The 20,125-nt window shown below is 72.9% G+C and carries 21 protein-coding genes; 10 read left to right on the plus strand and 11 right to left on the minus strand.

The genetic code is table 11. From position 1 onward, the window contains the following. Nucleotides 1-14 precede the first annotated feature (14 nt). Nucleotides 15-935 (minus strand): LysR family transcriptional regulator, encoded by a 921-nt coding sequence (locus tag AC07B0_RS12675; RefSeq protein WP_478897955.1) that lies wholly within the window; start codon nucleotides 933-935, stop codon nucleotides 15-17. Between the two features lie 71 nt (nucleotides 936-1,006). Between AC07B0_RS12675 and AC07B0_RS12680 the strand changes: the two genes are divergently transcribed. Next, a complete protein-coding gene (locus AC07B0_RS12680; RefSeq protein WP_478897958.1) occupies nucleotides 1,007-1,657 on the plus strand; it encodes a maleylpyruvate isomerase family mycothiol-dependent enzyme in 651 nt (216 codons plus the stop codon). A gap of 58 nt (nucleotides 1,658-1,715) precedes the next feature. On the opposite strand, the gene AC07B0_RS12685 is transcribed toward AC07B0_RS12680, so the two are convergent. After that, the gene (locus AC07B0_RS12685) at nucleotides 1,716-2,084 is read right to left on the minus strand and encodes an ArsR/SmtB family transcription factor (protein ID WP_478897960.1); all 369 of its coding nucleotides are present in this window, start codon (nucleotides 2,082-2,084) and stop codon (nucleotides 1,716-1,718) included. Between the two features lie 186 nt (nucleotides 2,085-2,270). Further along, nucleotides 2,271-2,645: a hypothetical protein gene (locus tag AC07B0_RS12690; protein ID WP_356872961.1), complete on the minus strand. Its 375-nt coding sequence runs from the start codon at nucleotides 2,643-2,645 to the stop codon at nucleotides 2,271-2,273. Nucleotides 2,646-2,939: 294 nt separating this feature from the next. Here AC07B0_RS12690 and argG point away from each other — a divergent pair, with 294 nt between their 5' ends. Together argG and AC07B0_RS12700 are read left to right on the plus strand one after the other, a co-directional pair. Further along, nucleotides 2,940-4,385, plus strand: a complete 1,446-nt coding sequence (gene argG, locus AC07B0_RS12695; RefSeq protein ID WP_356872963.1) for an argininosuccinate synthase — start codon at nucleotides 2,940-2,942, stop codon at nucleotides 4,383-4,385. Between the two features lie 208 nt (nucleotides 4,386-4,593). Continuing rightward, nucleotides 4,594-5,043, plus strand: coding sequence for a peptidase inhibitor family I36 protein (locus AC07B0_RS12700; protein ID WP_478897962.1), 450 nt, complete (start codon nucleotides 4,594-4,596; stop codon nucleotides 5,041-5,043). Nucleotides 5,044-5,055: 12 nt separating this feature from the next. Here AC07B0_RS12700 and AC07B0_RS12705 read toward each other — a convergent pair whose 3' ends face one another. Beyond that, complete coding sequence (locus tag AC07B0_RS12705; protein WP_478897964.1) at nucleotides 5,056-5,859, minus strand: polysaccharide deacetylase family protein; 804 nt, start codon at nucleotides 5,857-5,859, stop codon at nucleotides 5,056-5,058. 257 nt (nucleotides 5,860-6,116) lie between these two features. Between AC07B0_RS12705 and AC07B0_RS12710 the strand changes: the two genes are divergently transcribed. Beyond that, nucleotides 6,117-6,434, plus strand: coding sequence for a hypothetical protein (locus AC07B0_RS12710; protein WP_469379762.1), 318 nt, complete (start codon nucleotides 6,117-6,119; stop codon nucleotides 6,432-6,434). Between the two features lie 183 nt (nucleotides 6,435-6,617). Here AC07B0_RS12710 and AC07B0_RS12715 read toward each other — a convergent pair whose 3' ends face one another. Continuing rightward, nucleotides 6,618-7,127: a hypothetical protein gene (locus AC07B0_RS12715; RefSeq protein ID WP_478897966.1), complete on the minus strand. Its 510-nt coding sequence runs from the start codon at nucleotides 7,125-7,127 to the stop codon at nucleotides 6,618-6,620. A 151-nt stretch (nucleotides 7,128-7,278) separates the two neighbouring features. Continuing rightward, nucleotides 7,279-8,220: an NAD-dependent epimerase/dehydratase family protein gene (locus tag AC07B0_RS12720; RefSeq protein WP_478897968.1), complete on the minus strand. Its 942-nt coding sequence runs from the start codon at nucleotides 8,218-8,220 to the stop codon at nucleotides 7,279-7,281. A 128-nt stretch (nucleotides 8,221-8,348) separates the two neighbouring features. Here AC07B0_RS12720 and AC07B0_RS12725 point away from each other — a divergent pair, with 128 nt between their 5' ends. Next, nucleotides 8,349-9,401: a serine hydrolase domain-containing protein gene (locus AC07B0_RS12725; RefSeq protein WP_478897970.1), complete on the plus strand. Its 1,053-nt coding sequence runs from the start codon at nucleotides 8,349-8,351 to the stop codon at nucleotides 9,399-9,401. A gap of 93 nt (nucleotides 9,402-9,494) precedes the next feature. On the opposite strand, the gene AC07B0_RS12730 is transcribed toward AC07B0_RS12725, so the two are convergent. Then, nucleotides 9,495-10,448, minus strand: a complete 954-nt coding sequence (locus tag AC07B0_RS12730; RefSeq protein WP_478897972.1) for an immunity 49 family protein — start codon at nucleotides 10,446-10,448, stop codon at nucleotides 9,495-9,497. Between the two features lie 154 nt (nucleotides 10,449-10,602). Here AC07B0_RS12730 and AC07B0_RS12735 point away from each other — a divergent pair, with 154 nt between their 5' ends. From AC07B0_RS12735 to AC07B0_RS12745, 3 genes are all read left to right on the plus strand, one after another. After that, complete coding sequence (locus AC07B0_RS12735; protein ID WP_469379752.1) at nucleotides 10,603-11,088, plus strand: hypothetical protein; 486 nt, start codon at nucleotides 10,603-10,605, stop codon at nucleotides 11,086-11,088. A 131-nt stretch (nucleotides 11,089-11,219) separates the two neighbouring features. Then, nucleotides 11,220-12,371 carry a DUF5954 family protein gene (locus AC07B0_RS12740; RefSeq protein ID WP_469379750.1) on the plus strand — a complete coding sequence of 384 codons (1,152 nt, stop codon included), beginning with the start codon at nucleotides 11,220-11,222 and terminating at the stop codon, nucleotides 12,369-12,371. 155 nt (nucleotides 12,372-12,526) lie between these two features. Next, a complete protein-coding gene (locus AC07B0_RS12745; protein WP_469379748.1) occupies nucleotides 12,527-12,763 on the plus strand; it encodes a hypothetical protein in 237 nt (78 codons plus the stop codon). Between the two features lie 10 nt (nucleotides 12,764-12,773). On the opposite strand, the gene AC07B0_RS12750 is transcribed toward AC07B0_RS12745, so the two are convergent. The 4 genes from AC07B0_RS12750 to AC07B0_RS12765 form a co-directional block, all read right to left on the minus strand. Then, nucleotides 12,774-13,283 (minus strand): DUF2199 domain-containing protein, encoded by a 510-nt coding sequence (locus AC07B0_RS12750; RefSeq protein ID WP_356872985.1) that lies wholly within the window; start codon nucleotides 13,281-13,283, stop codon nucleotides 12,774-12,776. A 42-nt stretch (nucleotides 13,284-13,325) separates the two neighbouring features. Further along, nucleotides 13,326-14,303, minus strand: coding sequence for a hypothetical protein (locus AC07B0_RS12755; RefSeq protein WP_469379746.1), 978 nt, complete (start codon nucleotides 14,301-14,303; stop codon nucleotides 13,326-13,328). 94 nt (nucleotides 14,304-14,397) lie between these two features. Further along, nucleotides 14,398-15,006 carry a GOLPH3/VPS74 family protein gene (locus AC07B0_RS12760; protein ID WP_356872989.1) on the minus strand — a complete coding sequence of 203 codons (609 nt, stop codon included), beginning with the start codon at nucleotides 15,004-15,006 and terminating at the stop codon, nucleotides 14,398-14,400. Nucleotides 15,007-15,250: 244 nt separating this feature from the next. After that, nucleotides 15,251-16,054: a helix-turn-helix transcriptional regulator gene (locus AC07B0_RS12765; protein WP_469379744.1), complete on the minus strand. Its 804-nt coding sequence runs from the start codon at nucleotides 16,052-16,054 to the stop codon at nucleotides 15,251-15,253. A gap of 232 nt (nucleotides 16,055-16,286) precedes the next feature. On the opposite strand from AC07B0_RS12765, the gene AC07B0_RS12770 reads away from it, so the two are divergent. Further along, a complete protein-coding gene (locus AC07B0_RS12770; RefSeq protein WP_356872993.1) occupies nucleotides 16,287-17,261 on the plus strand; it encodes a cyclase family protein in 975 nt (324 codons plus the stop codon). A gap of 122 nt (nucleotides 17,262-17,383) precedes the next feature. Further along, entirely contained in the window at nucleotides 17,384-20,125 is a 2,742-nt protein-coding gene (locus tag AC07B0_RS12775) for a SpoIIE family protein phosphatase (protein ID WP_469379804.1), read from the plus strand.

Here is a 20,125-nt window from a genome sequence, read left to right on the forward strand (position 1 = left end):
GCGCGGCCAGGCGGTCACGGCCTCCCGGGGGCCTTCGGCAGGGCCTCGCGCAGGAGGCCGAGGAGGGCGCGGGCCGCGGGGCTCGCCGGGCCGGCGGCCCGGCAGGCGAGGACGACCCGGCAGCGCAGTTCGGGTTCCACGATCGGCAGCGTCCGCAGGCCTCCTCCGGGGGCCGGCAGCCCGTCGCCGGCCGGCAGCACCGCGACGCCCAGGCCCCGCGCGGCGAGCTGGGCGAGTACGTGGGGCGCCGCCGCCTCGAAGGCCACCTGCGGCCGGAATCCGGCCTGCGCACAGGCCCGTTCGAGCACCGCGCGGACTCCCGTGCCGCGCGGCAGGCTGATCAGGGGCTGGTCCCGCAGCTCGGCCAGCGGGACGCCGGTGCGGCCGGCCCGGGCGAGGAGCCGGCTGGCGGGGGCGACGGCGACGGCCAGCGGCTCGTCGATCACCGTCCGGTAGGAGACTCCGGGGGGCGGTGTCTCCTCGGTCGGCCCGAGGAGGGCGAGGTCGAGCTCGCCCGCCATGAGGGCGGCCTGCATCCGCTCCGAGGTGTCCTCGACGAGCGATATCTCCACCGCGGGGTGGGCGTCGTGGAAGTCCGCCAGGAACGAGGCCACGTCGAAGGCGTGGCCGGTGGCACCGGAGACCAGCCCGAGCGTGACCCGGCCGCGCAGCAGTCCGGTGTACTCGTCCACCGTCTGCCGCACCGCGTCCACGGCTGCCAGTGCGGCTCGCGCGTACGGCAGCACGGCCCGGCCCACCTCGGTCGGTGTGACCGCCCGGCCGGACCGGTCCAGCAGGGGCTGGCCCAACTCCCTTTCCAGCCGGCGGATCTGCGCGCTCAGTCCCGGCTGGGACAGGTGCAGTCGCGCCGCGGCGCGCGTGAAGCCACCGTCTTCGACGACGGTGACGAAGTAGTGGAGCTGCCGAAGTTCCATAACCGGCAATGCTAGGTCGCAGCACCGGCTGCTATTGGAGTTGTGGAGGGGGACCCCGCACGCTTGCGGACATGGAGAACACGACGAACCGCAAGAGGAGTGGGGCCGGCATCAGCGCCGCGATCGCGGCGGAACGCGAGGAGCTGGCCGACCTGTTCGACGGCTTGCGGGCCGAGCAGTGGAACGAGCCGAGCCTCTGCACAGGGTGGCGCGTGCGTGAGGTCGCGGCGCACATGTCGATGGGCTTCCGGCTGTCCCTTCCGGCGACGATCGGCGAACTGCTCAGGGCGAAGGGCAGTCTGCACCGCATGACCGACCGGGTCGCCCGCCGGGACGCGGCCGCCCACTCCACCGCCCGGCTCTCGGCGTTCCTCCGGGAGAACGCGCACCACCCGTGGAAACCGCCCGTCGGCGGGCTCGCCGCCGCACTCGGGCACGACGTGGTGCACGGACTGGACGTCTCGGTCGCCCTCGGCCTCGACCGACGCGTCCCCGAGGACCGGCTGCGGATCCTGCTCGGCGAGATCCGTCCCCGCGGCCTGAAGTTCTTCGGGGTCGACCTCGCGGGAGTGCGACTGTGCGCCGACGACCTGGACTGGACGTACGGCGACGGCTCCCCCGTGTACGGCGCTGCCCAGGACCTCCTGTTGGTCGCCTTCGGCCGCCTGCTGCCCGCGGGCCGGCTCCGGGGCGAACCGAGCGGTCGCTTCACCCGAGCGTGACACCACCGTCAAGCGCACCGGCGCGCGGTCCGCACCTCCCCGGTCAGGTCCTGCCCGCTCAGGTCCTGCCCGTGCGGCCGGGGCTGGGGCTGGGGCTGGGCTCCACTTGCCGGAGTTCTTCCAGGAGTTCGCTCTGGCCGGCGAGGAGCTCGGTCAGGATGCGGCGGGCCGCGCGCAACAGGTCGGCCACGTCACCGCCCGCCAGGGCGTAGCTGACGGTGGCGCCGTCCCGTATGGAGATGACGATGCCCGAACGGCGCAGGACGGCCAGCTGCTGGGAGAGGTTCGAGGCCTCGACGTCGATCTCCGCGAGGAGTTCCCGCACGGGGACGGGGCCGTTCTGCAGCAGCTCCAGCACGCGGATGCGGACGGGGTGTCCGAGCATGCGGAAGAACTCGGCCTTCGCCTGGTACAGGGGTACCTGCATTCCCACGCATGCTCCTGTCGTGTGCGGGGAACGGTGCTCGCCGTTCCGGGGTTCCGATCGGACACCTGTCGGAACCCATCTTCCCGTTCCACGGGCCCACGCATGTCTGAGGTTGACCGGTTTCAGATGTGTCGAGTTGAAGAACCCTTCAACTCGACGGCATGCGTGGGCCCGGGAAGGCTGCCGCTAGAGCTCCAGGGCGGATTCGATGCGCTTCAGCTGGTGCCGGGCCATGGCCAGGTTGGAGTTCCCCTTGTCCAGCACGACGTAGAGGAACAGTCCGTTGCTGCCGCGCCCCTTGAGCAGCCGCAGCAGGTGGTACTGGCTGCCCAGCGTGATCAGCAGGTCCTCGATCTCGTCCTGCAGGCCCAGCATCTCCAGCGTGCGCACCTTCGCCCGGATCACGTCCGTGTTGCCCGCGGCGGCGACCATCAGGTCGAGGTCCTTGCCACCGCCCAGGGTGCCTAGCGCCATGCCGCTGGTGTAGTCCACCAGAGCCGCCCCCAACGCGCCCTCGATCGAGGTCATCGTCTCCTTCAAGGACACTTCCACATTCGCCATGGGCTCCAGCTCCCTCACATGCGGTTTCGATTCCGGGAGATCACGCTACTGAGCGCACCCGGCGGCGTGCGGAGAATGACGAACATGGCGGAAACCGTCCCCTGCCGGTGTCGGCCGTCGGGTGCCGGTACGGGCCGACCCCTGATCCCGGGGTTCTGAGGGAGCTGACGGCCGGCGCCCGGGCCCGCCCGGGCCCGTCCGCCGACCCTTCCGACAGAGCCTCCGACAACGGTCGGCACAGGTTTTCCGAGATTTGGTTTTGCATGACCATGCATGAGGGCGCATACTCTTCCCATGTCTAAGGTTCTCACCTCCCTTCCCGCCGGCGAGCGCGTCGGCATCGCCTTCTCCGGCGGCCTCGACACCTCCGTCGCGGTCGCTTGGATGCGCGACAAGGGCGCCATCCCGTGCACCTACACCGCCGACATCGGCCAGTACGACGAGCCCGACATCGCCTCGGTGCCCGGCCGTGCGAAGACCTACGGCGCCGAGGTCGCGCGCCTGGTCGACTGCCGGGCGGCCCTGGTGGAAGAAGGCCTGGCCGCGCTGACGTGCGGGGCGTTCCACATCCGCTCGGGCGGGCGTTCGTACTTCAACACCACGCCGCTCGGCCGCGCCGTCACGGGCACGCTCCTCGTCCGGGCGATGCTCGAGGACGACGTGCAGATCTGGGGCGACGGCTCGACCTTCAAGGGCAACGACATCGAGCGGTTCTACCGCTACGGCCTCCTCGCCAACCCGCACCTGCGCATCTACAAGCCCTGGCTCGACGCGGACTTCGTGACCGAGCTCGGCGGCCGCAAGGAGATGTCGGAGTGGCTGCTCGCCCACGACCTGCCGTACCGTGACAGCGCGGAGAAGGCGTACTCCACGGACGCGAACATCTGGGGCGCCACGCACGAGGCCAAGACCCTCGAGCACCTGGACACCGGCGTGGAGACCGTCGAGCCGATCATGGGCGTGCGGTTCTGGGACCCGTCGGTCGACATCGACACCGAGGACGTGACGATCGGCTTCAGCCAGGGCCGCCCCGTGACGATCAACGGCAAGTCGTTCGGCTCCCCCGTCGACCTGGTGATGGAAGCGAACGCCATCGGCGGCCGGCACGGCATGGGCATGTCGGACCAGATCGAGAACCGGATCATCGAGGCCAAGAGCCGCGGCATCTACGAGGCGCCCGGCATGGCCCTCCTGCACGCCGCGTACGAGCGTCTCGTCAACGCGATCCACAACGAGGACACCCTCGCCCAGTACTACAACGAGGGCCGGCGCCTCGGCCGCCTGATGTACGAGGGCCGCTGGCTGGACCCGCAGGCGCTCATGGTGCGCGAGTCGCTGCAGCGCTGGGTCGGCGCGGCCGTGACCGGCGAGGTCACGCTGCGGCTGCGGCGCGGTGAGGACTACTCGATCCTCGACACCACGGGCCCCGCGTTCAGCTACCACCCGGACAAGCTGTCCATGGAGCGCACCGAGGACTCGGCGTTCGGCCCGGTGGACCGGATCGGCCAGCTCACCATGCGCAACCTCGACATCGCCGATTCGCGGGCCAAGCTGGAGCAGTACGCCGTGCTCGGCCTGATCGGCTCCGAGAACCCCGCGATCGGCGCCGCCCAGGCCGCCGCGACCGGGCTGATCGGCAGCCTCCAGGAGGGCGGCGCCGAGGCGATCGCCTCGCGCGGCGAAGTCTCGGCCGACGAGGAAGTGCTGGACCGCGCCGCGATGGAGTCCGGCACGGACTGACCGGACGCACGACGCACCCCGACAGGGCCCGCCCGGCGCTCACGGCGCCGGGCGGGCCCTGTCCCCGTCCCCCCTCAGCGATCGTGCTCCGCGCGGGGACCGGAACGTGCTCGGGGTGCGATCAAGGCCGGTGCGAGGTGCGATGGAAGCCCCGCCCGGCCGCGATCCCCACGGGTCCGGCGTACGCCGGAGAGCGACGGTGATCCCCGTGACACTGCCCGACGAAGCCGTCGCCGGCCGTCCCGGCCGCCGTCGGCGCTCCGGTGCGCGGACGGGTGCGACCGGCGCCCTCGCGGCGGCGTGGCTCGCGCTGAGCCTCCTCGTCTCACCCACGGCCGGGGCCGGTACCGGCAGCGTCTCCGCCCCGTCCGAGCGCTGCAGCGCCGGCTGGGTGTGCGGCTGGACGGATCCCGGCTACACGGGGGTGGTGAGCCTCGTGTCGCAGGACATGGCCCGGTACCCGGAGACGACCGCGTACGTCGGGTTCAACGGTGGCGCGTCGGTGTGGAACAGCACCAAGAGGTGCGTCACCGTGTACAGCGGCGCCGGCTACCGGGGGAAGAGCTTGACCGTCCGTCCCGACCAGGGCGTTTCCCGGCTCCCGGCATCGTTCGACGGCGTCCGCTCCAACCGGTTCCACGCGTGCCGGCCGTCCTGACCCGGCGGACGGTCAGGGCGCGGTACTGACCGGGAAGGTGAAGCTGTATCCCCGGGCGGAGAGCCAGGGGAGGTACTGCTTCAGGGCGGCGACGGTCTCGCTGCGGTCTCCGCCCCCGTCGTGGAAGAGCACGGTGGGCTGGTTGGGCAGGGCCTTCTCCACGGCCGAGACGATGGCGTCCAGGCCGGGACGGCTCCAGTCCTGGGGGTCGACGCTCCAGCCCAGGGGCCGCATGCCGTTCGCGGCCGCGATCGCCCGGCTCTCCGGGGTGAAGGCGCCGCCCGGCGCCCGGTAGTAGTCGACGGAGACCCCCGGGGCCGCCTTCTCGATCATCTTCTTGCCGTCGAGGATCTGCGCGCTCTGGTAGGCGACGGGCTTGTGGTCCATCGTGACGTCGTGGTCGACGGAGTGGTCGCACAGCCGGTGCCCGGCGGCGGCGACCTGACGGACCAGGTCCGGGTGCGCCTGGGCCTTGGTGCCGATCATGCAGAAGGTGGCCTTGACGTCGTTCTCCTTGAGCACCTCCAGCACCTGCGGGGTCCAGCGGGGGTCGGGGCCGTCGTCGATGGTGATCGCGATGTCGTGGCCCGCGCCCTGGGCGACCCGGGATATCCCGGCCGGCATCTTCACGGGCGCCGCCTGCGGCGCGTGCGGCTGCGCCGGTACGGGACCGGAACCGGGCGCGGCGGGAGCCTTGCCCGGGGTGCCGCTGCCGTCGGCGAGGGCCGGTGCGCCGGCCGCGGCCAGCAGGCCCAGGACGGCTGCCGTCACGGTGATACCGGCCCGACGGCGGCTTCCGGAGGTGGTGGTGCCCATGGATGCGTTCTTCCCTTGCGCTCGGCCCCCCTGGACTCGCGTTGCCAGTCCAGGCTAGGGGGCGAGCGCCGCTCCCCCATCGTCCGAACGTCCCCATTTGTCCGTCGGGGACGTGACAATCACCACGGTCGGCGCGCCTCGGCCGGCGGGCCGGGCACCCTCCCGGGGCCGCCAGTCGGGTCACTTCTGGGCGCCGTCCGTGGGGCCGGGCGGTCTGCGGGGGCATTCTTTGCGCGGCGGTGGGCATCCGGTCCCGCATGACCCTCTACGTCGTCACCGTTCCCGGGACCCTGTTGACCGAGCTCACGCCGGACGCCCGCTCCGAGCTGCTCCGCGCCCTCCGTCCGGCCGACCCCCGCACCACGGACGTCGGCCTGGAGGAGGACCTGCACATCCTGAAGCTCTACCCGGACTCGCCCGCCTTCGCCCTGCACCTGGAGGTCGAGGCGCCGGACACGCGTACGGCCGAGGGGAAGGCGCGCGACCTGGCCACGGCGGCGCTGGGGCGCGCCGGGCTGGACGCGGACGGGGCCCGGCTGGGCGATCCCGTCATCACGGGCATCGCGACCGAGTAGGGCCGGGAACGGGGGCCGGCCGGGTTCCCCGGCCGGAGGCCCAGAACGGTGCTGCGGGTCTACTCGCGGGCTGGCTACCGTCGGGTCTTGTACCCGAGTGAGCGGTTGCCGCCACACCGTTCCGGGAGCCGGCGGCGGGGGCTCGCCACGTGTTCCGGCCCCCGCAGCAGGTCTCTTGTCCGTTCACCACTTGCTGTGGCAGTTCCAGTGCCCCTGCACCCAGTAGGTCTTGTAGTGGCCCGGCACCCAGTGTTTCTCCCAGCCGCCCGGGCTCTTCCAGCCGGGGTGCCAGCGGCCGTGGTGGTCGTAGTAGCCGGGGTGCCACTTCCCGGAGTGCCACTTCTTCTCGTAGTGGCCCTTCACCCACGTCTTGCCCGAGTGGCCCTTCACCCAGTTGCAGCGGTCGTGGCGGTCCCGCTTGTCGTCCCGATCACGCCGGTCGTTCTTGTCCTGCCTGTCGGAGCGATAGCGCCTGTCCTGCCCGTCCTGCTGCCTGTCCTGATGCCTGTCCCGCCGGCCGTCCCCGCGGTCCTGCCGGTCACGGTCGTCGGCGACCGGCGAGCTCACCGTCGCCGACGTCGGGGCGGGAGCGGCCGACGCGCTGCCCGCGGCGCCGAAGGCGGCGCCTCCGGCGAGCAGACCCGTCGCGGCGACACCGGCGGCGAGGTGCCGGATCCGGATGGAAGCTCTCACGGAACTCACCTACTCGTGCGTGTATTCCACAAGGCAGTGGTACCAATGATTCGTAGCAATCCGGGCAAGGGATTGGTAAAACCGCAAAATAAATTAAAAGTTACCAAAGAGACATCTTGGGTCGTGGGGGCCTTGCCGTTACGCACGGCGTTCACCCGGTGATGTTCAGTCGCTCCCGCCACCAGTCCACGGTGGCCTTGACCTGCTGGTCGAGCGGGGTGGCGCGGACGGTGAACCCGGCTTCGTAGGCGCTCGCGTCGACGACGAAGAGCCGGGTGAACTGGTAGCGGATCTCCTTCAGTTCGCGCAGCAGCGGGGAGAAGAGGGAGCCGAGGGCGAGTACGGGAGCGGGGACCGTGCGTACCGCGACCGGTGCGGTGCCCGCTTCGGCGGCGAGGCGGTCGGTCATCTGCCGTACGGACCGGGCTGGTTCGGTGGGGACGTGCCAGGCCCGGCCCCAGGCGCGCTCCTGGCCGGCCACTTCGGCCAGGGCCCGGGCCACGTCGGGGAGGTAGGTCCAGCTGTGCGGGGCGTCGGGGTCCCCGAGCGTGGAGACGGGCTTGCCGCGCAGCAGGGGCGGCAGGACGCGTGCGGCGAGGTGGCCGCCGTCGGTGACGCCGGGGCCGAAGAAGTCCGAGGCCCGTACCTCGACGGCGCGGATGCGGCCCTGTTCGTGGAGTTTCCGCGCTTCCTCCCATGCGGCGGCGCGCACCGCTCCCTTGGGGCCGCTGGCCGCGAGCGGCAGCGCCTCCGTCATCGGGACGTCCACCGGGCCGTAGCCGTAGAGGTTGCCCAGCATCACCAGGACCGCCCCGGTCGCCTCCGCCGCCGCACAGGCCGACGACGCGAGCGCCGGCAGCTCCGCCACCCAGCGGTGGTACGGCGGAGCCGCACAGTTGAACAGGGCCGCCGCGCCCCGCGCGGCCTCGGTCAGCCGAGCACTGTCCGTCGCGTCGAAGGCGACGTGCTCGATGCCGGGCTCCGGGGGACGGCCCGTTCTCGTGACGACGCGCACCGAATGCCCCTGCTCCAGGAGCAGTCGGGCAGTGGCCGCTCCGGCGGCCCCGAATCCCATGACGACGTAGAAGCTCACCCCCGAACACTAGCGCGAGCAACCGTCCCCGGTGGGGCCCGCCGTACCGCTCAGGTCGCAGCGCGCCCCGCCCGAAATCATCATCTGGGCGCACGGGTTGGCCGGTCGGCGCCGTCATGATTTCGGTCATGGCTCAAGAACTAGGCACCCTCGCCCAGCGGACCGCCGACCGGCTGGCCGAACACCGCGTCGGGGCGGTCGTGGCCGCCCTGGCCGGTGACCGTACGGAGATCAGGGGTGCCGGCGGCACCGGCGGCGACCACGGCCGCTCGCCCGGTCCGGACACCCTGTTCGAGATCGGTTCGGTGACCAAGTCGCTCACGGCCCTGACCCTGGCACGCATGGCCGTACGCGGCGAGGTCGAGCTGGACGAGCCGCTGCGCGATCTCCTGCCCGACGGGGTGGCCGTGCCGTCGCGGGGCGGCCGGCAGATCTCCCTGCGGCACCTGGCCACCCACACCTCCGGCCTGCCCCGCCTGCCCCGCGGCATGTTGCTCCAGGCGCTGCTCCGCCCCTCGAAGCCGGATCCGTACGCCGACTGCACGGCCGACGTACTCCTGGCCGGGCTGGCCCGCACCCGTCTGGGCGCCGCTCCCGGGCAGCGGTTCCGCTACTCCAACCTCGGTGCCGGCCTGCTCGGGCTGGCCCTCGCCCGCCGGGCGGGCACGGACTACGAGAGCCTGGTCACCCGGGAGGTGTGCGCCCCCCTGGGCATGGCCGACACCCTCGTGGCGGTGGACGGCGTACGCGCGGACCGGTCGGCCCGGGGGCACGGGCGGCGTGGGCGCCCGGCGCGGCCGTGGCACCTGGCGGACCTGGCCGGGGCGGGCGGCCTGTGGTCGACCGCCGCCGACATGGCAGCCTTCGTCCGAGCCCAACTCGACGGCGGCCCGGTCGAGTTGACCGAGGCGATCCGGGTGAGCCATGCCGACCCGCACCGTACGAGCCCCTTCGCGCAGGTGCACCTGGGCTGGACGGCCCACCGGCTGCACCCCCGGCAGGGCGCCCACCTCCAGATCTGGCACAACGGGGGCACCGGGGGCTTCTCCTCCTTCGTGGCCTTCGACCCGGAGACGCGCTGCGCCGTCGTCGCGCTCGCCAACACCCAACGGCCCGTGGACCGGCCAGCCTTCGACCTCCTGCGCACCCTGCAGACGGAACGCGCCGGCACGCCGAACTGACCCGGAACACGGCCCCGCGGTTCCGTTCGAGGCGTAACGGCGGGGCGGAACAGCTGGGCGGAACAGCTGGGCGGAACAGCGGCGCAGGCGCGGCTACTTGGCGCCCCAGGCTCCCAGGTCGTTCCCGCCCGCATCCGCCGTGCGCCGCAGCGCCTCCGGGGAGCCCAGGATGCCGTGCGGCAGATAGCCCGAGCGGATGCCCGGCTCCCAACCGTGCGCCTGGACCGAGAGGGCGGCCAGGGCGAGGGGGCCGAGGGGCAGCAGGGTCCTCGGGGCGGGGTCGTCTCCGACGCTCTCGCGGTGGGTGACGAGCCGGGCCGCGAGGGCGTCCTCGAAGGCGTGCCGGTCGTCGTCGAGGAGGACGCGCAGGAGGCGCTGGTCCGGGGTCAGCGCGCCGGCCGCGTCCAGGCGACCGGCCGCTCCGGCCCGTTCGTCGGCGTCCGGCTTGCGCAGCGTCACGGTCGGCCAGTGCCGGGGCTGGTGCCCGGTCGACGGGGTCAGGTAGCCGCACAGCGCGTCCATCGCGGCGAGGTCGGCCGGGTCCGACGTGGAATCCAGCGGCGAGTACGGCATCCCCTCGCGGACCGCCGGCGCGTAGTCGTTCAGCAGCATCAGGCCGACGACCTGCTGCCAGTCCCACACCAGGCCGCTGACCACGGCGGTCTCGAACGTGTCGAGCCACGTTCGGGCGGTGGGGGCCTGCGTGACGGCTTTCGCGAAGGAGGTGTCCTCGCTGCCGAGCGTCTCGCCGATGAGCGGGAAGGAGACCTCCTGGTCGCCTTCGGGGAAGCAGCCGATGCTCAGCACCCCGTGGGCGCATTCGGCCGCGGTCCGTAGGGCCGAGCGGGTCGTCTCGTCGAGCTCGGGTTCCTTCAGGGTGCGGGCGGCGACGTGGTCGAGGAGCTCGTCGCACATCTCCGCCAGCCTCTCCGGCGACGGGTCGTCGTACCGCATCCGCTGCCAACGCCGCCGGGTCCGCCGACGGATGTCGTCGAGCGCCTCCTCCATCCGCCGTCCGCTGATCTCGTGTGCCGTCACTTCCCGCACTCTGGCCGCCCTCTCGTGATCGTTTCGGCCGGAACGGCACGCTATCAGCGGGCTCGGACACGAAGAGACGGCCTAGCCCGTACCGGCGGGGCGTCGGCACCTTCCGGGCGTGTACGGCTCACCGGAAGCCCTTCAGCTGCCACCCTCGGCACCCATGGATGTCAGCACCTTCTACGCCCTGTTCTCCGCCACCTGCTTCACCCTCGTCGGGCTGTGGTGGAACGTCGTCCAGAGCCACCACGAGTGGATGCGCGACCCCGCCCTGCGGCGCGTCGTCGGCGGGATCTACCTGTCGTTCCTGCTGCCCGCCCTGATGGGGCTCTTCGCCCAGGTCGGCGGTACCGAGCAGCCGCAGATCTGGCGGGGCGCGTTCATCGTCCTCGCCCTGATCGGCTGCGCGTGCACGCTCCGCCTGCTGTCCCGGGGAAGCGGCAACCGCTTCCTCGTCTGGCAGCAGGCGGGCGCCACCGTGCTCTACGCCCTCATCGCCGTCGTCGGTGCCTTTCCCGAACTCGGCCGCCACACCGGCCTGCGCCCCATCCAGGCCGAGGCCATCATGCTCATCTGCCTGATCGTCCTCGGCCACGCCCTGGTCTGGCGCTTCATGGCGGGCGAAGGCCGCCCGGCAGAGGACTCCTGACGGCATCCCGCCCGGGAGCGCGTTCGAGCGATCGCGCCGGTGTTCGGAATGTGTCGCACGCGGGCGCGGAGGCCCGGCGGAATCGGCGAATCCGGAGCGGGGGCGCGTCCGTGGCCGACAGGATGGGATGCATGGACCATGGGAATGCGGGGCCGGGCGGATCACGGCCGATGCGGGTGCGGGTGCCGGTGGAACCGGTGGAGGCGGCGATGGAGGCCGACGCGGTCGACGCCGCGGCCCGTGCGGGCGATCTGGTGGTGCGCGGGCCCCTGTTCGGTGTCGCGGAGCAGCGTGCCGAGGACGGGCCGCGGTGGCGGGTGGTGGTCGAGGTGACGTCCGGCTGCCCGCAGCAGGCGCGTGACGGGCTGAACTCGATGCTGTGGTTCCGTGCGAAGGACCATGCGCGGGACAGGTCGGAGCGGCGGGCGTTGCTGGCAGCCGTGGCCCGGCTGGAGACCGAGCGGGTGGACGATCTCGACGTCGCCGGGAGCAGGTACCGGATCGTCCGTGCCGAGGAGTACGCGGGCGCGGGCCCGGGCGGCATCGAACAGCCCCGCCCGACGGATCCCGAGCCGCCCGTTCCGGACTGGGAGCGTGCCTCCAGGGGTCCGGGGATCGACGACGGCCTGCTCGTCGACCCGGACGCACCGGTCACCCCCGCCCAGGCGCTGGAGCAGCTGGTGCTGCGCGATCTGTGCTACACCGGGGAACGGTTCCCCGCGGACGTGCGCGCCGACGCGCGGCGGGCCCTGGACACGCATCCCGACGTGCTGCTGCTGCCGGCGACGTTCACGGTCGTGGAGCGGACCGCGAGCGGCTGGAGCCCGGTCAGCGGCCCGCACGCGACCGCGCACGACGCCCGCAAGTCACTGGACTTCGCCCTGACCTGGATGTGGCCGCGCATGCGCGGCCTCATCTCCCACGGGTCCGATCCGCACGTCGACGCCCGTACGTGGACGGCGGGCGGCGGTACGGGCGGTGCGGGCGGTGCGGCGGACGGTGCGGCCGCGAGCGGGGCCGCCGACGACGTGCGGGCCGCGAAGCTGGCCGCGTACGCCGGTGCCGCCGACGCGCTCCGGGCCGGGCGCGTGAACCAGCTGGAATTCCAGGACACCGTGTACCAGATCGTCCGCACCCGCCGTCTGCTGCGCTGGGGCCCCGACGGGCCCGAGGGCCCGCGTCCTTCCGACGTCAACAGCCAGGACCCCACCCGCATCCACCTCGCGCTCGACGAGGACGGCAACGTCCTCTCCGATGACCCGACCCGACCCGACCCGGCCTGACCGGCCCGATCCGGCCTGACATGAGGCGGCCCGCCCGGGTCGTACGCGTTCCGGGCGGACCGGTGACCGGGCACCTCGGGCACCGATCGGGCCGAGCCGGTGAAACCACTCACGATCGGGCCCGGTTCGGGCTCCGGAAGCGCGAGAATCACCGGGTGAGCACACCAACGCAGTCCCAGCGCAGCGTAGGACGCGGCGTCAGCACCCTCATCCCGCAGAGCGCCACCGATCAGGCCATGGCCGCGCTCACGGGACTGGAAACCGTACCCGTGCACGTCGGGCTCCTCCAGGCGGCGACCCTCCTGCTGGAGGAAGCCGCACGGACCGCCACCGACGAGGCGACGAAAGCGGCCATGGCCAGGACGGCGGGCATGCTGCGCGCCGCCATGTAGCCGGGTGTCGTCAGGCCGGATGCAGCACGGCCATGGCGATGTCCCGCATGCGTTCCCACGTGATGCCGGTGCGCTGTTCGACGGCGAGCGGGTGATCGGTGGGTTCCAGTTCGATCGAGGGGCGCCGGCCGACCGGCCGGGTGTGGGCGGTCGTCTTCAGGTTGGTGGTCGGTCGGGTGTAGAGCGCGAGCTCGGTGCTCAGCCACCCGAAGTACGGCTGCTCGGCTTCACGGCCCGGCGTGTTCCACAGTTCGAGCGCCCGGCTGAAGTTGTCCTTGCTCAGGGAGACCCAGACGCCCCAGGTGAACACGTCGCCGCCGCCGATCACGGGTATCTCGATCAGCCCTCTGACGAAGAAGTGCCGGCCCTTGATGACGCACTGGTCGGACGACAGCATGCTCCCCGGGTCGCTCTCGAAGGCCGGTTCCCATGCGTCGGGGGCCATGGTCGAGTAGCTCGTGGGCAGTTCCGCGTGGTGGTCGCCGCAGCGTGAACAGGAGAAACCGAGGTCGTTGGCCATGACACGATCCTAGGGAGTGCCGTCGAAGTCCTGTCTGCCCGGCTACTGGATGTTCAGGCGGATCGGGTGGGAGGGGTCCGCGGGGCAGGTGAAGACGCGGAGTTCGCCGAAGCGGCCGACCCTCAGGTCCGGGTCGTCGCCGCTGTCCATCGTGAGGAGCAGCCGGGTCCGTGCGCCGCAGGCCGGGCAGTCGAGGGGGACGAGGTCCGTCAGGTGCCAGCTCGGCCAGCCTCCCGCCTTCCATCCCTCCCGGCAGGAGAGTTCGCCGCGGTGGTACTCGGTGCCCCGGCTCTCCGCCCAGGCCTCGGCCCGGGCCAGGAGTTCCTCCGGGATCTCGTCACCGTCGGGGAGGTCGGTCACCCCGACCGGATCGAGGACGCAGGGCCGGGGCAGGTACGAGTCGACCGCGTCGACCGGCTCCGGGGGTTCCGCGCGGGTGGTGACGGAGTCCGCCGCGCGGTGGCGCAGTTGGACGGCGGGCCCCCAGTAGTACGACTGGCCCGGCAGGCCGGAGTGCTCCCTCGGGCACCACAGGACCTGGAGCAGGTCCGTACCCGCCGGCCATTCGATCGTCGGCACGTCCTGCGCGCGCAGTTGCAGGACCGCGACCAGCGGTACTCCGGGCACCGCGGCGACCGGTACCCGGCGGATCCGCTCCCACCTCTTCAGGTCGAGCGCGCCGGCGCCGTCCATGATGCGGGCCTGGACGTCGGCTTCCTCGTGGGTGAGTTCGTACGCGGCGTTCGGCCTGCCGGCGCGCCGGTCCCGCATGGCGCGGTCGATGCGCTGCCAGGTTTCCCGGTCCTCGTCGGAGAGCTTCTCGCGTACTTCGACCTGGTGCGGTCCCTCGCACACGGGCCAGGCCTCGTCGGCTGGCCACAGCAGCGGTCCGCCGACGTGGCTGTCGGCGGGTGCGGGCCGGCCCGCCTTCGGGCGGAGCAGGGTGGCCTTGCGGGCGTAGGGGACCAGGTCGGGCACGTCGGCGAGGAGCGCGTCGACGCTCGTGTTCAGGGCTGTCACGGGGAACACCGTAGAACGGCACGCTCGTTCCCGGTCCCGGGGGGCCCAGTGCCGTGACCGCACGAGCCGATCGTGGCCGGCCGCCCCGGGGCGGTCACACGCCGCCGCGCCAGATGTTGTCGAAGGCCGCCTCGTCGACGGAGCGTCGTTGCCGTTCGGCCGCGAGTTCCACCACCGCGTGGTGGACGGCGGCCAGTACGGTCGCCACCGCGTCATCGGTCACGTCCGGTGAGTCTGCGGTCCGTTGCCCCCGCACGCCGACGGCTTCGGTGAGGGCGGCGAGTACGGGGTCGTCCGACGCCCAGCGGTCGGCGGCCCTGCGGCGGGCGGGCGAGTCGACGAGCACCGTCTGACCGGCCCGGAGGGTGAGCCCGCGGCGGCGTTGCCGCACGAGCAGCCCTTCGGCCTCCAGCTCGGCCTGATAGGCCAGGGACAGCCCGCGGCCGCGCCTCCACAGCCAGTCGGTGACCGATTCATAGGGCGCCTCCCGCAGGAGCGAGGCGGCGGCCTCCTCCAGAAGCCGGTCGGCGGGTGCCGGTTGGTGACCCGGCACGATCAGGTCGCCGTCCAGGGTGACGGTTCGGGCTCCGAGGAGGTCGATCGCCTCGGCGCCGGCGAGCGCGAGCGACAGGTCCCCCTGCTCCGCCGGGCGATCGGACACGGTGTCCATGGCGACGATCAACAAGTCCCGCGGTGTGGTCATGAAGGGTTCCACGTCCAATACTTGTGCCGCGTCCGCTGGTGAACGCGTACGTGAGTGGCTGGTCGCACGGTCCGACAAGGGGCAGGCTACCCATCGCGCGATCGACACGCAGGGAATACGGCTCCGGCATGACGGCCGGCGGACGTCTCCCCGGGTGTCGCCGCACGACGGCGCCGGTGGCCGGGCCCCTGATCGACCCGGACGGGACGGACGTCACCTCGCGGAGCCGGCCGCACACCACCGGTCACGCGGCGAGCAGGGACAGCGCCCGGGCGCTGGGGCTTCCGGGTGCGGCGTGGTAGATCACGAGCTGCTGCCCGGGCGCTCCGCGGACGTCGAAGGACTGGTAGCTCAGGTCCAGCGGTCCGACGTCGGGGTGGTGGATTTCCTTGGCGTCCCGGGTCTTCCCGTAGACCGTGTGCGAGGACCAGAGCGCCGCGAATTCCCCGCTCGCCGCGGTGAGGGAGGACACGACCTCGCGCAGGCGCGGGTAGTGCGGGTCGAGGCCCGTGGCCTCGCGCAGGCCGGCCGCCACCGCCTCGGCGGCGCGGTCCCAGCGGGCGAAGAACGTACGCGCGGTCACGTCGAGGAAGGTCATGCGGGCCAGGTTGTCCGCCGTTTCGAACGGGGAGAACAGCGCGTCCGCCACGGCGTTGGAGGCGAGGAGGTCGGTCGCCGGGTTCAGGACGAACGCCGGGGTGTGCGGGTAGCCGTCGAGCAGGTGGCGGAGCTCCGCGCTCGCCGTTTCGTCCGGCCGCGTGCGGCGGCCGTCGGGGAGTACGGCCGCCAGCCGGTGCAGGTGGGTCCGGGCCGCGTCGTCCATCCTCAGGGCGCGGCTGATCGCGTCGAGGACCTGCGGGGACGGGCCGCGCTCGCGCCCCTGTTCGAGGCGGGCGTAGTAGTCGCCGTTCATGCCGGCCAGGACGGCGACTTCGTCCCGCCGCAGTCCCGCCACGCGGCGGCGGCCGTAGGAGGCGAGGCCCACGTCGTCGGGCCGCAGACGGGCGCGGTGCGCGCGCAGAAAGTCCCCGAGATCGTTGCTGGTCACCCCGTCAGGCTAGTGCCGTCGCCGGGAGGGTTCGCCGGGGCGCGGCGGCATCCGGGGCCGGGGTGGGTGCGCCGTACCCGCACCCCTGCGCGGGGCGGAATCGGCGGTCTCCGCGCGCCGTCGTCGGCGTGCTGGGCGCGGGCGGGAATGCTGGAGCGGGGGCTGCGGGTGCGTGGGCACCCGGCGGCCTGCCCCGGCGACGTCCGTACGAGCCTTGGAGCGCTGACCACGTATGAGCAGCCACCCCGATGGTGTCCCCGCGCCCCCGCCGGCCGGTCCCGGTCCCGGGTCCGGCGCCTGCGTCTCCCGCGCGGAGTTCGACGCGCTCTTCGCCTCGGTGCGTACGTGGGGCCGCTGGGCGGCGGCCGACCGGGGCGCCTGGAACGGGGTGACGGCGGCCCACGTGACCGGGGCGGCCGCCCTGGTCCGGTCGGGGACGGTCGTCCCCCTGGGCCGGCCCTGGGACACCCGGCCCGGGCCGGACAACCCGAAACCCCCGCTGCACTACATGGCCGATCTCGGTGACGTGGAGGCCCCCGAGCCGACCACGTACAAGGACTTCCTGGGCGCGGACTACCACGGCAAGGGCGTGAGCCACCTCGACGCCCTGTCACACATCGCCTACCGGGGGCAACTGTACGACGGCCGGGTGGCGCGCGAGGCCGTCGGTGCCGGGGGCGCCCGGTTCGGCTCGGTGGCGGCCCTCGGGCCCCTCGTGACCAGGGGCGTGCTCCTCGATCTGCCCGCCGCCCTCGGGGTCGACTGGCTGGAGCCGGGGCACGCGGTGCACGGGCGGGACGTCCTCGCCGCGGAGAGGGCGCTGGGGGTGACGATCGGGGACGGGGACGCGGTGCTGTTGCGCTCCGGCCGGTTCCGCAGGAGCCGGGAGACGGGCCCGTGGGACAGCGACGCCGCGAGCGCGGGCTGGCACGTGGACGCCGTGCCGCTGCTGGCCGAGCGGGCCGTGGCCCTGCTCGGCGCGGACGGGGACAGCGACGTACGGCCGTCGCCGGTCGAGGGTGTGCACTCCCCCGTCCACACGCTCGCGATCGCGGCGATGGGGGTGCCGCTGCTGGACAACCTCGACCTCGAAGCGCTGTCCGAGGCCTGTGCCGGGGCGGGCCGCTACGCGTTCATGCTCGTCGTGTCGCCGCTGAACGTCCCCGGCGGGACGGGCTCGCCCGTCGCTCCGGTCGCCGTCCTGTGACGCCCTGACCACGGACGGGCCACCGGATGGCCACCGAGCAGGCGACTCCCGCACACCCCAGAACATGAGGAATATACTCAAATCCGGTGATCGAGCGTGCTCCGGTGAGGGGAGTGGTGCAGATGGGGGTCGCCGGGGACCGCATCGGCCCCGCTCATTCCCGTGACCGGTTCCTTCAGGGCGAGGCGGTCGAAGACGGCGTGCGCAGTCCGATCCTGAGCTCGTGGCAGCGCTGCCGGCTGCTGGGGCTGTCGCCGGACCAGTCCGAGCTCCCCTTCACCGAGGACTTCGACCGGGACGGCCCCCTCGTCCGCGCCGCGGGGCCGGTCCTCGACCGGCTGGAGTCGATCTTCGCGGGGAGCCAGATGAACATCTGCCTCGCCGACGGCCACGGCACGGTGCTCGAACGCCGTTTCGGCGACAAGTCCTTGCTCCGGCACCTCGCCCCGATCCAGACCGTTCCCGGGTTCGTCTTCTCCGAGCGGGTCGCGGGGACGAACGGCATCGGCCTCACCCTCGCGGAGCGGCGCCTCGTCCAGGTCTACGGTGCCGAGCACTTCGCGGAGCGGTCCCAGTCGAGCGCCTGCACCGCGATACCCGTACGCGACCAGCTCAGCGGGCGCATCGAGGGCGTGCTGTGCCTCGGCTACCCCTACACCGACGCCGACCCGGCGCTGGTCCCGCTGGTGCGCAGGGCGGCCGAAGCCGTCGAGCGACGGCTGATGGAGCAGAGCTCGGCGCGCGAGCGCGGCCTGTTGCAGGCGTACTTCGACGCCGGAGACCACGTCGGAGCCGGTGCGGGCGGCCTGGACGGGCATCCGCTGGCGATGGCCGAGCTGCTCCAGAGCGATCTGGACCAGGCCGACCAGCTGGTCCTCAAGGAGAAGGCGACCGAGCTGATGTCCTCGGCCCAGCTGGCCGCCCTCGGGGTGCCGCTGTCCCGCGGCCGGCTGATCACCCTCGTGAGCCGTCCGGTGACGAGCGCCTCCGGCGTCGAGGGCCTCGTCATCGAAGCGCTCCTCCCCGAGGACACGGACCGGCACGCCCCGGCCCCCGGCGCCCCGCCCCCCGCGCCGCACCTGCGGGTCGTGCGCGAGGCGGCCCCCGGGGCGGCCGGCACCGAGGACACCGCCGCGGGCCCCGTCAGGGGGCTCGTACTGGTCGGCGAGCCGGAAGTGGGCAAGTACGCCGTCGCCGCACGCCGCCGTCTGGAACTGCTGGCCGAGGCCAGCAACCGCATCGGTACCACCCTGGACGTGAGCCGCACCGCCTGGGAACTCGCCGAGACGGCGGTCCCGCGCCTGGCCGACTTCGTCACCATCGACCTGCCCGAAGCCGTGCTGCGGGGCGAGGAGTCCGCCCGCCCCACCACCGAGATGCACCGCACGGTGGTCCACGGCATCCGTGCCGACTGCCCCTTCTACCCGGTGGGCGAGCAGGTCGCCCTCCGCCCGACCACCCCGCACATGCGCTGCCTGGCGACCGGCCAGCCGGTGCTGGAGCCGGACCTGAAGGCGGCCTTCGGCTGGATCGCCCAGGATCCCGAGCACGCCGAGCGGCTCCTCGCGCACAACGTCCACTCCCTCATCACGGTGCCGCTGCTCGCCCGTGGCGTCCTCCTCGGCATCGCCAGCTTCTACCGTTCGCAGGACCCGGCGCCCTTCGGTGACGACGACCGCTCGCTGGCCCAGGAGCTCGCCGCCCGCGCCGCCCTGTGCATCGACAACGCCCGCCGCTACACCCGCGAACACACCCTGGCGCTCGCGCTGCAACGCAGTCTGCTCCCGCGCGGGCTGCCCGAACAGAGCGCCGTCGAGGTCGCCCACCGCTACCTGCCCGCCGAGTCCGGAGTGGGCGGCGACTGGTTCGACGTCATCCCCCTCTCCGGCACCCGCGTGGCCCTCCTCGTCGGCGACGTCGTCGGCCACGGACTGCACGCCGCGGCCACCATGGGCCGGCTGCGGACGGCGGCGCGCAACTTCGCCGAACTGGAACTCGCGCCCGACGAGCTCCTCACGCACCTGGACAACCTGATGGTGCGTCTCGACCGCGAGGAGGGCGGTGACCATCCCGGCGAGACCAGCACCGGCATCGTCGGCGCCACATTCCTGTACGCGGTCTACGATCCGACCTCGCAGCAGTGCACGCTGGCCCGTGCCGGGCACCCGCCGCCCGCGCTGGTCCGCCCCGACGGCACGGTGTCGCTCGTCGACGTGCCGGCCGGTCCCCCGCTCGGCCTCGGCGGTCTGCCGTTCGAATCGGTCGAGATCCACCTCCCGGAGGACAGCCGGCTGGTCCTCTACACCGACGGCCTGGTGGACGGCCGGCACCGCGACATCGACGCGGCCCTCGACGACCTGATGCGGGTACTGGCCCACCCGGACCGCAGCCCCGAGGAAACCTGCCGGGCCGTCATCGACGCCATGGCTCCCGAACACCCCGGCGACGACATCGCCCTGCTCGTCGCCCGCACCCACGCCCTGCCCGGCGACCGGATCGCCTCCTGGGACCTGTCCGCCGACCCGGCCCTCGTCTCCCGCGTCCGCGCCGCCGCCACGGACCGGCTGGGCGAATGGGGCATGGAGGAGTCCGCCTTCGCCGTCGAACTGCTCCTGAGCGAGCTCGTCACGAACGCCGTCCGCTACGGCCGCGCCCCCATCCGGGTCCGCCTGATCCGCGACCGCACCCTGATCTGCGAGGTCCACGACGGCAGCAGCAGCGCCCCCCGGATGCGCCACGCGGCCATCACCGACGAGGGCGGCCGCGGGCTGTTCCTCGTCGCCCAGCTCGCCCAGGCCTGGGGGACCCGCTACACCCCCTCCGGCAAGGTCATCTGGGCGGAGTGCGCCCTGGACGCGGGATGA

The sequence above is a fragment of the Streptomyces sp. NPDC044704 genome (genome assembly GCF_056433525.1).